At 59.7% G+C, this 14252-nt stretch carries 8 protein-coding genes; 6 read left to right on the top strand and 2 right to left on the bottom strand.

The features are described from left to right. Positions 1 to 897: 897 nt before the first annotated feature. From LDO86_RS08760 to LDO86_RS08785, 6 genes are all read left to right on the top strand, one after another. Positions 898 to 1935, top strand: a complete 1038-nt coding sequence (locus tag LDO86_RS08760; RefSeq protein ID WP_018771269.1) for an alcohol dehydrogenase catalytic domain-containing protein — start codon at positions 898 to 900, stop codon at positions 1933 to 1935. A 307-nt stretch (positions 1936 to 2242) separates the two neighbouring features. Further along, positions 2243 to 2674 carry a hotdog domain-containing protein gene (locus tag LDO86_RS08765; RefSeq protein WP_018771270.1) on the top strand — a complete coding sequence of 144 codons (432 nt, stop codon included), beginning with the start codon at positions 2243 to 2245 and terminating at the stop codon, positions 2672 to 2674. Between the two features lie 243 nt (positions 2675 to 2917). After that, a complete protein-coding gene (locus LDO86_RS08770; protein WP_018771271.1) occupies positions 2918 to 4354 on the top strand; it encodes an SLC13 family permease in 1437 nt (478 codons plus the stop codon). A gap of 80 nt (positions 4355 to 4434) precedes the next feature. After that, complete coding sequence (gene mmsA / locus LDO86_RS08775) at positions 4435 to 5994, top strand: multiple monosaccharide ABC transporter ATP-binding protein (RefSeq protein ID WP_018771272.1); 1560 nt, start codon at positions 4435 to 4437, stop codon at positions 5992 to 5994. Between the two features lie 44 nt (positions 5995 to 6038). Further along, positions 6039 to 7322 (top strand): multiple monosaccharide ABC transporter permease, encoded by a 1284-nt coding sequence (gene mmsB, locus LDO86_RS08780; protein WP_018771273.1) that lies wholly within the window; start codon positions 6039 to 6041, stop codon positions 7320 to 7322. Between the two features lie 54 nt (positions 7323 to 7376). Next, a complete protein-coding gene (locus tag LDO86_RS08785) occupies positions 7377 to 8465 on the top strand; it encodes a sugar-binding protein (RefSeq protein WP_018771274.1) in 1089 nt (362 codons plus the stop codon). A gap of 453 nt (positions 8466 to 8918) precedes the next feature. On the opposite strand, the gene LDO86_RS08790 is transcribed toward LDO86_RS08785, so the two are convergent. Together LDO86_RS08790 and LDO86_RS08795 are read right to left on the bottom strand one after the other, a co-directional pair. Then, positions 8919 to 9953, bottom strand: coding sequence for a DUF4192 domain-containing protein (locus tag LDO86_RS08790; protein WP_155845632.1), 1035 nt, complete (start codon positions 9951 to 9953; stop codon positions 8919 to 8921). A 1428-nt stretch (positions 9954 to 11381) separates the two neighbouring features. After that, positions 11382 to 13967 carry a UvrD-helicase domain-containing protein gene (locus LDO86_RS08795; RefSeq protein ID WP_018771277.1) on the bottom strand — a complete coding sequence of 862 codons (2586 nt, stop codon included), beginning with the start codon at positions 13965 to 13967 and terminating at the stop codon, positions 11382 to 11384. Between the last annotated feature and the right edge of the window lie 285 nt (positions 13968 to 14252).

The following is a 14252-nucleotide window of genomic DNA, read 5'->3' on the forward strand; positions in this document are numbered from 1 at the left end:
GCATGCCCAGCTGCCCGCCACTCCTTTTGCGGCCCGTCCCCGAAGATTCCGGGATGTTACCAGGTCGTCGCCCTGAAATGGGCTTTGAGAAACGACGTGAAAAACCTGTATCAACGACAGCAGCAGCACCAGCACGCTGCGTCCAGTCCTAAGTGAGCAGACGTGGTTGGAACGATGCCAGTGAAATGCAACTGTCCACCTGAGGAGAGTCGCCCGCCGAAGGTCCTTCCCCGGCATGTCGACGATTGGACCGGTTTGACGGGATCCAGGGTCGAGATTCGGAAAGACGGGCAGGTCGACTGTGCCGGCATTGTTGATGCCGTCACTTCTGACGGCATGATTCTCTGGCTTCAACCCCCATCCGACCAAAGGCGGCTCTACGAGAAGTCCGCCTCGTACGAAGTCTGGGTGCACGTCGCACCTGGGTAAGGCCCAATCAAGGCACCCCTTATTCCGCGCTAGTTTCCGGAACGGAGCCACGATAGGCCACCTGATTCGAGACGGAAGGGGCATGAACGGTGAAAAGTGTCATGCGTTCTTCCTGATCATTAACTGTTCGGGCCCTTTATGGAACCGCCAGCTGGCCTATGTCAACCTCGTGGAAGGCCCGAGCAGTTAGAGCGGTCACTGCCTGCGTCGTCGAGGCACTTGACTAGCGCACCCGCCATCCGACCGCATAGCCACGGCAACGATCCTGCTGGAGGTCGATGTCACCTTCGAGAAACGAGCCTTCGCCCCTTCTTTCTCATGGGGCCCAAAATGTCTCTATCTGAAAAGACTTCAACATAGTTGTTGTAAAATCGGCCGGTAAAGCGATAGTTTGTGATCCCCGGCACCTCAACGCCTCGGCAGCCGTTCTCACACGCGTCCCACAGCATGAACACCATGGAGTCACCTATGTCCAAAACACAACTAGTCACCGCTGCGATCTTCACAGGGATGTCCGAAATGGCTCTCGTCCAGAAAGAAGTCAAGTCACCAAGCCTTGGAGAAGTGCTGCTTGATGTTAAAGCGGAGGGGGTTTGTGGGAGCGACCTGCATTACTACCACATCTCGGCCGACGCCATGGAGTCCCACACCCAACCACGGAAGTACACAACGACGCCGGGACACGAAATTGCCGGCATAGTCGAGTCCGTCGGCGAGGGAGTCAGCCACCTGAAGCCCGGTGACCGCGTAGCTGTGCAACATTACTCAGGTTGCGGCCATTGCCTGTCTTGCCGCAAGGGGTGGGACAACCACTGTGTCAACAACACGGTGTATTCCCTCGACCGTGACGGCGGCTACCAGGACAAAGTGATCGTTGAAGCGCGCGATTGCGTACCCCTTCCCAGCGAGTTGAGCTTCGGAGCAGGTGCCTTTCTTGCCTGTGGTGCTTCAACGGCATACCAAGCGCTGCATCGAGCTGACATCCCGCTCGGCGGCACTGTCGCTATTATCGGCCTAGGGCCGGTGGGACTTGCTGCCTTGGCGTGGGCAAAAGCATTCGGAGTGCGCGCATTCGGGATCGATCCGGTTTCTGAGCGTTTGGAATTCGCGACGAGCCTGGGCTTCGAAAGTCACGACTCCCGGGATTTCGACGTCACTTCTATCGCACCCGACGGGGTGGACTCTGTGATCGACACTTCAGGCAACATTCATGGCCGTCGTACGGCGTCACGCATTGCGAAGGTCTGGGGCACTGTCGTGCTAGTCGGATTTGGGCCAGGATACGACATCGATCCCGTCACGGACGTGATTATGCGACAGTCGACAATCAAGGGATCATTCGTTTTCAGCATGCCCGTGATGATGGAGGCTGTCGCGGATGCAGTGAAGCTGGGACTCGATCTCGATCCAATCCTTACAGTTTGCTGTGGCTTGGAAGATGCTCCGGCTGCCATCGCCGACTTCGCTAACGGCAGCATCGGCAAAACGACGATCATTTGGCCTTAGATCTGACTCACGACAAAGCTCTCCGCCATTTCATCAAATCACCCTGGCTTTTGAGAGCTCGGTCAAGAATGAATGACACGAACTGGCAGCCATCTTCAGTTTGACCAAAAGGGTGCTGGTTCTTCTCAGATAGCATCATCAGCCTTGCGTCCTCGCCAAAGCTGCAAAACATTGCGCGTACCACCAAGCAGATCGTTTCGAAGTTACCGTCAATCGTCCTCAGGAATCGAGCCGGCTACTAGACCAAGGCTCCCCCGAATAATCCTCGCATTGGAACGAATGCAAGACCACAGAAGTAAGGTTCACAATGGAGTCCTCCGATATAACCTTCCGCACTCGAAAGTGGGTGCGCCCAGAAGACCTGAATGCGAACGGAACCCTGTTCGGTGGAAGTCTTCTCAAGTGGATTGATGAGGAAGCGGCAATCTATGCCATTCTCCAGCTTGGCAATGGCCGGGCGGTGACCAAGTACATCTCGGAGATCAACTTTGTCAGCTCCGCCGTGCAAGGGGACCTCATCGAGATGGGTCTAGCGGCAACCAAATTTGGCCGGACTTCACTGACCATGCGAGCGGAAGTCCGCAACATGATCACCCGGCGAAGCATCCTCACCATCGAAGAGATCGTGTTTGTAAACCTGGACGTCGAGGGCAAGCCTGAGCCTCACGGCTATGCAGAAATCACATACGACAGGGACAGGATCCCCGCTCACCACCTCGCAGGATGGCAACCCGATTAGAAGGTAGCTGCGCAGAGTTACCACGCTAACCCTAGGCGCCCCAGGGAACCTAGGCTCTCAGCGGACTCTCATTGAAGTCCCTTATTTCTACGTCCCAACCCGGCAGCACCCGCAAATTTCCGATGACCCGCTCAAAGTTGAGCTGAACGCTCATCCATATACAGGAGGTAAATCTTGTTTCCACTAATAGTCGCCACGGCTGGCGGATCAGCTGACGTCCCGCCGGCAAGTGGTCCGGCGCAATTGATCACGGTCGCCCTTATCGCAGTCGCGCTTATTATCGCCCTCATCTCGTGGCTCAAAGTACATCCTTTTCTTGCCCTGACTGGCACAGCCATCTGCGCCGGCATCGCCGCTGGCATGGCACCGGGAAAGTCAGTCGATAGCTTCACAAATGGTTTCGGGGCCACTATGGCGGGCGTCGGCGTTCTCATCGCTATAGGCGCTATTTTTGGTAAGCTCCTGGCCGATTCTGGCGGTGCGGACGCGATCGTTGACGCTCTCTTGCATCGAGCAGGGCTTCAGTCGCTGCCTTGGATTATGGCGGTAATTGGCGCCGTAGTGGGCCTACCGATGTTTTTTGAAGTCGGTCTGGTCCTTCTCATGCCGATCATTCTTCTGGTGGCACGCCGCAGCCGCGTGCATCTGCTAAAGGTTGCTCTGCCGGCGATAGCAGGCCTCTCGGCGATGCATGGGCTTGTCCCTCCGCATCCTGGTCCGCTTGTGGCCATCTCCACGCTCAACGCCAACATCGGCCTGAGTCTAGCCATCGGGGCAGCATTGGCGGTGCCCCTCGTGGTGCTCGCCGGCCCCGTGCTCAGCTTTGCTGCCGCACGATGGATGCCGCACGTTCGAGTTCCCGAAATGTTCACAGGAGAAGGCCGTGGCGGCGTTCTCCAAACGAACAATAATGATGACTCATCCAGGCCTCCCGCTGGTCCCCACGGTGGCCATTCTGTGGGCTTGGAACTGAAGGAGCAGACACAGCTCTCAACGGCCGTTGTCCGAAAGCGGCCGTCCGCGCTCGTGACAACAATAGGAATTCTGCTCCCCATCGTTTGCATGCTTGTTCGCGCCGTGAACGAATCGTTGAATCCAAATCCCACTGATTCGTTCTCAACTTTGATTCATTTCATAGGAACTCCGACTATTGCTCTGGGTTTGGCTTTGATCTACGCAATGATTTTCTTCGTCCGCGCGAGCAACATGCGGCAAAGTGACGTAGGAAGGTCCGCAAGCGACGCGCTGCTTTCTGTAGCCGGAATCTTACTCATTGTCGGTGCCGGTGGCGGCCTAAAGCAGATCCTCATTGATGCCGGAATTGGAAGTCTGTTGGCGAAGGCTGCCTTGGGCAGCGGCATCTCCATCGTATTGCTCTCATGGTTGGTCGCAGCTCTGGTCCGCGTTGCCACAGGGTCAGCAACCGTCGCAACGGTAACCGCCTCCGGAATTTTGGCTCCTTTGGCTGTCGGCCTTTCATCACCGGAACTATCCCTCTTGGTCATTGCAATCGGTGCTGGCTCACTCTTCTTGTCCCATGTGAACGATCCTGGTTTTTGGATGGTGAAGGAGTTTTTAGGTCTCACGGTCAGCCAGACATTCAAGACGTGGACTCTCATGGTAACCCTGCTCTCTTTAGCGGGCCTTGCCGGAGCATTGCTCATCGAAGCATTTATTTAGAGTTAGCAGCTTTCGCACTCCCTTAGTAGTTGTGAGCAACGAGAAGACAAGAAGTCGTGGCATTTGAAGGGTTGGGCAATATGACGTGCCAGACGGCGCATTCGGATCCGGTCATCCTTGAGATGCGGTCCATTACCAAGGAGTTCCCGGGCGTTAAAGCCTTGTCGAACGTCAACCTGCGGGTGAAGGCGGGCGAGATCCACGCCATCTGCGGCGAGAACGGCGCCGGGAAGTCCACCCTCATGAAGGTCCTCTCTGGGGTGTACCCGTACGGAAGCTACGACGGCGACATCGTCTACCAGGGGCAGGTTCAGCACTTCCGGGACATCAGGGCCAGCGAACACGCCGGCATCGTGATCATCCACCAGGAACTGGCACTGATCCCTGAGCTGTCCATCATGGAAAACATCTTCCTGGGCAACGAACCCACCAAACGGGGCGTCATCGACTGGGCGGAGGCGCGCCTGCGGTCGCTGGACCTCCTGGCCCGCGTGGGCCTGCGCGATGACCCCGACACCCCGATCAAGGAGATCGGCGTCGGCAAGCAGCAGCTTGTTGAAATCGCCAAGGCCCTGAACAAGTCCGTCAAGATCCTCATCCTGGACGAGCCCACGGCTGCGCTGAACGAATCCGACTCACAGCACCTGCTGGACCTGATGCTGGGCCTGAAGGCCAAGGGCATCACGTCGATCATCATTTCCCACAAGCTCAACGAGATTGAGCAGATCGCCGACTCCATCACCATCATCCGCGACGGAAAATCCATCGAAACCCTTGACGTGAAGGCCGACGGCGTGGACGAGGACCGCATTATCAAGGGCATGGTGGGGCGGACCCTCGAGTCCAGGTTCCCGGACCACACCCCCAAAATCGGGGAAGTGTTCTTCGAGGTCAAGAGCTGGACGGTGGGCCACCCCAACGTCCAGGACCGCCTGGTCTGCAAGAACTCCAGCTTCTTCGTTCGCCGCGGGGAAATCGTAGGGTTCGCCGGGCTTATGGGCGCCGGCCGGACCGAACTGGCCCGTTCCGTCTTCGGCCGCTCCTACGGCCGCTTCATTGACGGCCACATCTACAAAGACGGCAAGGAAGTGGTCCTCAAGAACGTCCGCCAGGCCATCGACGCCGGGCTGGGATACGTCACCGAGGACCGGAAGACCCTGGGCCTGAACCTTCTCGACGACATCAAGACCACAACCGTGTCAGCGAATCTCGAGAAGATCAGCCTCAACTCGGTGGTGGATCCGAACCAGGAGTTCACCGTGGCTGAGCAGTACCGCAAGTCGCTGCGGACCAAGACGCCTTCCGTGGAGGAGGGCGTGGCCAAGCTGTCCGGCGGTAACCAGCAGAAGGTGGTGCTGGCCAAGTGGATGTTTACCGACCCGGACTTGCTGATCCTCGATGAACCCACGCGCGGCATTGACGTCGGTGCCAAGTACGAGATCTACGGGATCATCCACCAACTGGCGAACCAGGGCAAGGGAGTCATTGTCATTTCCTCGGAGCTGCCTGAGCTGCTGGGCTTGTCGGACCGCATCTACACGATCTTCGAAGGCGCCGTCACTGGTGTCCTGAACAAAGACGAGGCCACCCAGGAAAGCCTGATGAAGCTGATGACCTCCGCCACCCGAAAAGCCGCCTGACCCTCTGGCCCTTCCAGAACCTTCCGGACACAAGGACTGACACCATGAACGCCCTCAAAAAGCTGTTTGGCGGCAACACCCGCCAATTCGGCATGATCTTTGCCCTCGTGGCCCTGATCATTTTCTTCCAGTTCGCCACTGAAGGCCGGACGCTGACGCCCGGCAACGTCATCAACCTCTTCAACGGCAACTCCTACATCCTGATCCTGGCCATCGGCATGGTGCTGGTGATCATCGCCGGCCACATCGACCTTTCCGTCGGCTCGGTTGCGGCGTTCGTGGGTGTCACCGTTGCCCTGGCCATCCGCGACTGGGGCATCCCCTGGTGGGCGGGCGTGCTGCTCGGTCTCGTACTCGGCGCCGCCATCGGTGCCTGGCAAGGCTGGTGGAGCGCCTATGTGGGGATCCCTGCCTTCATTGTCACGCTGGCCGGCATGCTCCTGTTCCGCGGCTTCAACCAGTTCGTCGGCAAGTCCAACACCATCCCCGTCCCCAACGACTTCCAGTACCTCGGCTCCGGCTACCTGCCGGAAGTCGGGCCCAACACCGGGTTCAACAACCTCACCCTGCTCCTCGGCATCGCCGCCGCGGCGTTCGTGGTCTGGGGAGAACTGCGCTTCAGGGCACGCGCCAAGGCCTTGGGCGCCGAGGTCCCCGAAATGTGGGTCACGGCCCTGAAGCTGGTCCTGGTCTGCGGCGCCATCCTCTACGCCACATACCTGTTCGCCACCGGCCGGCCCGGGACCTCGTTCCCCATCCCCGGCCTCATCCTGGCTGTCCTGGTACTCCTCTACGGCTTCATCTCCTCCCGCACCATCCTGGGCCGGCACGTCTACGCGGTCGGTGGCAACCGGCACGCGGCCGAACTCTCCGGCGTCCAGTCCAAGAAGGTCAACTTCCTGGTCATGATGAACATGTCCATCCTGGCCGGCCTGGCCGGCATGATCTTCGTGGGCCGCTCCACCGCGTCCGGCCCGTTCGACGGCGTCGGCTGGGAACTGGACGCCATCGCCGCAGTCTTCATCGGTGGCGCGGCCGTCACCGGCGGTGTAGGCACCGTGGTCGGCTCCATCATCGGTGGCCTGGTCATGGCCGTGCTCAACAACGGGCTCCAGCTCCTGGGCGTCGGCGCCGACCTCACCCAGATCATCAAGGGCCTCGTCCTGCTCATCGCCGTCGCCTTCGACGTCTACAACAAGAGCCAGGGCAAGAAGTCGATCATCGGCCTCCTGACCCGGAACATGAACCGCAACACCGCCGGCCCCAGCGGCCCCATCCAGCCCGACGAAACAACCTCCACCAAGGAAGCAATCGCCAGGGAAGCCTGAGCTTGCAGCCTGAATACCGTTCCATCACACAAAGAAAGAGAACCAACAATGCGAATGATTGGCAAAGCAGGAAAGGCCGCAGCGGTAGCTGCCATCGCAGCACTGGCGCTGACAGGCTGCGGCCGTGCCGAGACGGGAACTTCCAGTGGGGCAACCGCCGAATCCATTCCCAAAGATTCAGTGATCGGAGTCGCGCTCCCTCAGAAAGCAAGTGAGGTCTTCGTTCGGGCAGAGGGCCTATTCCGAAAGGGGCTCACGGATGCGGGATTCAAGCCGGATATTCAGTTCGCCAACGGCGGTGCATCGGAGCAGCAGAACCAGATCAGTGCCATGGTCACCAAAGGCGCCAAAGTCATCATCGTCGCGGCAAACGACGGCTCGCAGCTTGGCACGCAGCTCAAGCAGGCCAAAGACGCTGGCGTTACAATCATCGCGTACGAACGACTGCTGCTGAACACCGATAACGTGGACTACTACGCGGCCTACGACAACTTCAAGGTCGGCGTCCTCCAGGGCCAGGCCCTACTGGAGGGCCTCAAGGCCAAGAAGCCTTCCGGACCGTACAACATCGAACTGTTCGCCGGATCCCCGGATGACGCCAACTCCAAGGTCTTCTTCGATGGCGCCATGAGTGTCCTGAAGCCGAAGATCGACGACGGCACCCTGAAGGTTGAGTCCGGCCAGACCAGCTTCGAGCAGGCCGTAACCCAGGGCTGGAAGGGTGAAAACGCACAGAACCGAATGGACACCCTGCTCAGCGGCAGCTATGCCAGCGCATCTTTGGACGGCGTTCTGGCCCCCAACGACAATCTCGCTCGGGCAATCCTGACCTCGATCAAGGCCGCCGGCAAACCTACCCCTGTCGTCACTGGGCAGGACTCCGAGGCGGAGTCGGTCAAGTCCATCATGTCCGGCGAGCAGTACTCCACCATCAACAAGGACACGAGCAAACTGGTTGAGCGCGCGATCACGATGGTCAAGGACCTGCAGGCCGGCAAGAAGCCCGAAATTAACGACGACAAGTCATACAACAACGGAGTGAAAACTGTCCCTGCATACCTGCTGGACCCGGTCCTCGTGACAGCCGCAAACGTCAAGACTGCCTACGAGGGCGATCCAGTATTGGGGCCGCTCACCAAGTAACGTGCTCCTGGAGTGGCTGAGCTGTGGGGTCTGGCCGGCCACAATTGACTCATACATTGAACTGCTCCCCGTGTAGCTCTTGATCTTAAGGACGCCAACAGGGGGGCAGTTCCATCTCGGAAAGCCATTCGACAACGAAGGCGACCGACACCGAAACCAAAAACTCCACGGGGCGCCGCAGGCATCATCGCCCATCTCGGCATAACCCCAAACAGCTCGCTGTTTGGGGTTATGCCGAGAGCCGCGACCAAGCATCTGTGCTCGCCACCCGTCACCAGTCGGGAGTTCTCGCAAGTACTTCTACTCGTCCCACTCGAACGCCGATAATTGATCTTCCGTCAACCTGATCTGCTCGGTTGTTGGATGTCGAGCCGTGGCTCGCGTCTTGGCCGGAGGTAGGGAATCTCCACTGTCACGGTGAGCACATTGTTTTCGTTTTTGCGCGGACAAGTCTTACGGCATGTCGAACGGTAGGGCTTTGTAGGCCGTGTTCTTGTTCATGTTCCAGCCGGCGACGATGCCGGAGCCGACCATCTGGTCGCTGAGGCGGGCGAGGCGGTAGGCGGGGTCGTTGTCGAGGGCGGGTTGGAGGAATTGGTGTGCTTTGCTGCCTTTGCCTTCCCACCAGTTGATGTAGCCGATGGCGGTGAGGACTGGTGCTGCGTGTTCGGGGGAGGTGCGGGTGTAGGCGTGCAGGAGGAGTTGTTGTGCCCATTCGATGCGCGACCACTTCGGGGCCTCTGTGGTCTGGGCGAACAGGATGTGCTGCATGGGTTCGTCAAACCCTGGGATGTCGGCTATGAGTCTGTCTCGGATGGCGGGGAATTGCAGGTTCGCGACGAGGGCGTGGCAGTCGTCGTCGCTGGGGAAGTCCGCGGAGCCGAGCATGCTGCCCCAGAGTTCCCTTCCGTGCAGGATGGCAGTCTCGGTGGTTTGAGACCTGATGGAGTCCATGTGGCTTTCAACTGCGGCGGCTTTCGCTGCCGTCGGGCCGGTGGCTGGGAGGGTGATGCGGTCGGTGGGTTGGACGTAGCTGCCGCGGTAGATGAATTCCGCGTTGATGGCGCTGGTCTGGGTGGAATTGACGGGCAGGGCGAGGCTGGTGCCTGGTTCCCCGTCGTAGGGGGAGAAGGTTTCGTCTCCGACGATGAGGCCGTCTCGGATGGTGATGCCTTGTTCTGCGAGGACTCCGGTGAGCGCCGCGATGGCTCCGGCTTGGGGTTTAGGCTGTCCGGGTTGGGTGGTTTCGCTGGTGTAGACGGCGAAGAGGATGGACGTGGCGGTGGCGTCGCTGGTGAGGTAGTGGGCGACGGTTTGTGCGTAGGGGAGTTCCTGTCCTGGTTGGTGGGGGAGGTCGATGCGGAGGGTTGCGCCGATGCTGTTGTCTTTCATTGTGATGCACACCAGGCTTTCCTGGGGCCAGAAGCCGAGGGTGTGCCCGATGAAGCTGAGGACATCTGATGGTGTTTTGAGCGTGAGTTTTTCCATGATCCCGTGTTTCCCTTCACCCTGCGATTGCTGTTTCTTCTGCGGTTGTTGGTTATGGGCGTCGTTCTGGTAGGGGACCATCCGCTGGGTCGAGGGGCCGGAGTGCAACTTGGGGGACCGGCCCCGGGACTGGAAACTTCCATGCGGAGCGCATGTGCCTTGTTGCGCAAAGTTTTCGGTTTCGGGGTCGGCGCGGTAGCGCCCTGGTTGCGTGGAGGACCCGCCCAGCGATCATGGGGAGTATCAGAATGACAAGCAGTTCGTCCTTCTGCTTGTCCATCGACTCCGCGCGACAATGCGGCATGACTTACGGGGGAAGGCCCCTTGGAATGAGGCGTGGTCGTGTAGTGGATTGGAGTAACAGGCATGGCGGACCACTGGCTGCTTAAAGGAGCAGGGCCAGGACGGTAGAACAAACAAGACCGGGAAAGAATGGAAGTGGCGGTTACGGCTTTGCGTGCGGGCAGCCAGTGTCAGGAAGGGTACCGTTTTGGTACCGTGAAGCGGTGGTTATGAATCTCCGTGTCCCTGAGGAGCCCGAGCGGCGGCTGGAGAAGTTGGCTGCCGGGGAATATGCGTCCCAGCCCGCGCTTCTGTTGCAGGGCGCAGGGTTGGTTCTGCAGCGCCGCGCGCGCCGGCGTGAAATCAGTGAGGGCCTTGGCTTTGTTATGAGTCATGACGCTGATTTGCTTAAGCGTCTAGAGGACGCGTGACGGCGTAGTTTGGTTTCAGGCTGGTTGTGGGCTCGCTGCTGGCACTACTGACTTGCCCGCCCAGGTTTACAGGCATCTGATGTCCCCGGTAGTGCTTCAGCAGCCCCGAATGGGGTGTGGACAATGTCCACACTTTCCGCGCCGGATCGGCTTGTACAGCCGTCAAACTGCTTCGGTTTCCGGGTGTTTCCGCGGGTTCCCGGTGTTTTCAAGGGCTTGAAGCCGGTTCGAGTCCCACCTCGGGCACAGTGTTTCCGCAGGTCAGGGGCTTTTTGGTTTCTTACTGTTGACAAAGCTTGACATTCGTAAGTTGCATGATGCGTATATTCGCATACCCGGCTGAACTTGGAACGTCGCTGCGAACGGATTCATTAACGCCTCGGCCGTCCTGAGTGAAGCGGACGCGCGGAGAGGTCTATCCAGCTCCCTCGGGCCCCAGTTGCCCTGGCAAGGACCTGCAGCCAGTGGGAGGCGGTGTCAGCCCTAAGGCTGGACCCCCGACGCGATCTAGCTCCGTATTTGACCGCCGTCTGGGCAGCGGCAACGACCTGCCCACAGCACTCCAGGCTCCGGCGCTCATCCGGAAGATACTTGGGAGGTAACGCCGGTGGAGCGCTCATTCCCGGACCTCAGTGTTGCGCGCGTATCCGGTTCTTGCCCGCCCCGGTCCGTGCGGGCCTGTCGGGCCGAGCAGGACCTTGGCTCCACAGTTTCGTCAGTTTGGAAAAGCTCCGCCCATGCCTGTGTTTTTCGGCCGTGGTTGTGCCGCGGGGCTGTTGGTGGTTTTGGCGTAGGTGGCGGTGTTCATGGTGCCTGTGCAGGCGGGATATTCGCTGCAGCCGTAGAAGGTGCCGTATTTGCCGGAGCGTTGGGTCATGAATCCGTTGCCGCATTTGGGGCAAATGACCGTTTGCATTGGTTGCCCATTGAGGTTTTGCAGTGTGAGGCCGTGATCCTTCATCAGTTCCTTGATGAAGGGGGATTCCTGGCCCTCAACGGTGAGGAGCAACACTGATCGTCTGGCCCGTGTGAGTGCGACGTAGAAGAGCCGCCGTTCCTCGGCCAGGGGATAAGTGTCGCCGTCGGGCATCGCGAGTTCGAGTACGGGGTCATCGATGATGGTGCTGGGGAACCCGTATCTGCCTTTGGTCATTCCAAGGATCACGATGTAGTCAGCTTCGAGGCCTTTTGCGCCGTGGACGGTGTTCATCTGTATGTTCAGGTGATCCCACCCGTTTCCGTAGCCGGCGGGGATGCTGTTGAGCAGGTGACGGTATCGGGCGAGGATACGGACCTGAACTTGACCTTCGGCCCCGGCCGGCACCTCACCGGCGCGCACCTCGCGGTTCAGTTGTTCCAAATAGGTGTTCACGGCGCCGGCGAACCTATCCGCGCTGTTGGCGAACCGGTTGGTGTTGCTGACGGCGACGATCCTGACCGGAGTTCCGATTTCCGGGGTCAGGGATTTGACCTTTTTAGGGAGTTGTTGGGGATTTTTTTGAATGAAGGCGCTGGAGATGTCACTGACGCTTTGCGGGGACCGGAACGTTCTCTCCAGGCGCAGGGTCTGACCCGGGCCGAACCAGCGGTGAAAGTCCGTCATCACGGACAGGTCCGCGCCGGCGAACCTGTTGATGCTTTGCCAGTCGTCTCCTACCGCGAACAGGTACCTGTCGGAATGATTGACCAGGGCCCGCACCAGTCGTGCCCGGGCGTGGCTGGCGTCTTGCATTTCATCTACCATGACCAGTTCGTATCCGCTGTCCCACCGGCCGGCTTCGATATGGTCGGCGGCGTGGTTGAGCATGTCCTCGAAATCGATGTAGTTCTCCGCCGCGAGTTCCTGCTCCCATTTGTCTCGGATTGACCCGAACAGGGTCAGGAAGATCGAGTGCCGGAACCGGTTCCGGAGTCCGGGCCGGGATTTCAGATTGTCCCGGAGGGCTGCGTCGTCGAGCCGGTTGCTTTTCGCGTGGATCAGGAAGGTCCGGAACGTCCGCACGAGGTCCGCGTTCTCGATTACCTGGCGCCCGGGGACGGGACGGTCCGGGTTGGGGTCGAGGGTGAGGCCGCGGTCGGTGAGTTCCCTTTCTAGGTAGCTGAACGCAGTTCCGTCCAATGTTCCTGCCGTGGTGGTTTCCAGCAGGGTGGTTCCGTGCTGCTGGTGGGTTGCGCGTTTCCAAGTGACCCCGTCGAGGTACCCTTCGAACCCGGTGCGGGGCGCCCGGCCGTGTGTATCCAAGGCGAAATGCTCGTGGTAGGTGTCAATGGCGGGGTAGTAGAAGTCTGGGCAGTATTGCCGGTGTTCAGCGTCGGTGGTGTCGTGCTCGTACCGTGCTTCATATTTGTATTGAACCCCGTTGTAGAACAGCCAGTCAGCAATCATCTGTTCGCCGTGGCTTTTGACGGTTTCGCCCTGCAGGGTCCGAAGCGCCGAAGCGTTCGTTGCGGTCTCCCAGAGGTTTGGATCGTCCTGTTCCTGTCCGAATTCGGGCAGGTCGCTGCCGAGAACGATGCGGAAAAAGTCCCACAATCCTCGGAACCCGGGATCGGTATCCCTGAGCCCGTCAACCAGGCGCATCAAGTGTTCGTGGTCCCGTCCATTCTCCAGCCACGGGGCCAGGGCAGGTTTCCGGCCGGTGGCCTTCCCGATGACTTCCAGTCCGAATGCGTGGAAGGTGCGGGCGGCGACCTGGTCACCGTCGAGGTCCAGGGGATGCGCGCGGTCCTTAATCCGTTGTTTGAGTTCTTCGGCGGCGTCTTTGTTGAAGGCCAGCAGCAGGATTTTCTCCGCCGGTACAAGGTTGCGGTGCAGGGCGTAGGCGGTTTTGGCGACCATGGTGGAGGTCTTCCCGGAACCGGCGGAGGCGATGACCTGCACGCGGTTGTCGAAACAGATCACGGCGTGGGCCTGCTCCCGGGTCAAGGGTGAACGCTCAACCCGGTCAAACAAGTCGGCACAGGATTCCAGCTCGGAACTCATGTGATCTGCGTTCAACCCTGCAATGTACTGTTCGAGGTCAGTGCTCCAGAACCGGATTGCTTTCTGGGCAGTGTTGTCGAGAGCGGCAATGTGGCCGGCCAGGAGCGGTTCGCGCAGGAGCTTCCCGAGCCTTTCTCCGGGTTTCGTTTTTTCCCACCGCAGGCAAAAGTCCCGGCTAAGCCATCGCCGTCCCCCGGTCGAGGGAAGGGCTGCATCGAAGAACCCTGCCGCCCAAGCTTTCACCTCACCGATCCCCAGCAGCAGTTCGATGGCGCTCCCAAGTTCACGGGCCGAGCGGGAGGGAATACCGCGCAGCACTATGCTTCGCCCTTCGCACGGCACCACGAGCCTGGACCACAACACGCCTGGTAGCACTATCGGCGATGTCAATGCCTCCATGCCGACAGCAAACGACCCTCCGTCGTCGCGGACAGTCAGACCGTCATCAGCAAGGGTGAGCTGCCAACTGCCGGAACCGGTGACAAGCTTCCCGAACCCCGACGGTCCCCACGTCCTCAACATCCGCCCCGCCCTCCCGGTAGCGTCGCTGCTGGTCCAGCTCAAAAGAGAAGAGCCGTGTGACAAGGAGCAGCAGCTGGGCCA

Source organism: Arthrobacter sp. StoSoilB19, assembly GCF_019977275.1.
Taxonomy (GTDB): domain Bacteria; phylum Actinomycetota; class Actinomycetes; order Actinomycetales; family Micrococcaceae; genus Arthrobacter.

Bases quoted from the DNA above. Each gene is read 5' to 3' on its own strand.
- mmsB (WP_018771273.1), top strand. From the start codon at position 6,039: ATGAACGCCCTCAAAAAGCTGTTTGGCGGCAACACCCGCCAATTCGGC.
- LDO86_RS08760 (WP_018771269.1), top strand. From the start codon at position 898: ATGTCCAAAACACAACTAGTCACCGCTGCGATCTTCACAGGGATGTCC.
- mmsA (WP_018771272.1), top strand. From the start codon at position 4,435: ATGACGTGCCAGACGGCGCATTCGGATCCGGTCATCCTTGAGATGCGG.
- LDO86_RS08765 (WP_018771270.1), top strand. From the start codon at position 2,243: ATGGAGTCCTCCGATATAACCTTCCGCACTCGAAAGTGGGTGCGCCCA.
- LDO86_RS08790 (WP_155845632.1), bottom strand. From the start codon at position 9,953: ATGGAAAAACTCACGCTCAAAACACCATCAGATGTCCTCAGCTTCATC.
- LDO86_RS08785 (WP_018771274.1), top strand. From the start codon at position 7,377: ATGATTGGCAAAGCAGGAAAGGCCGCAGCGGTAGCTGCCATCGCAGCA.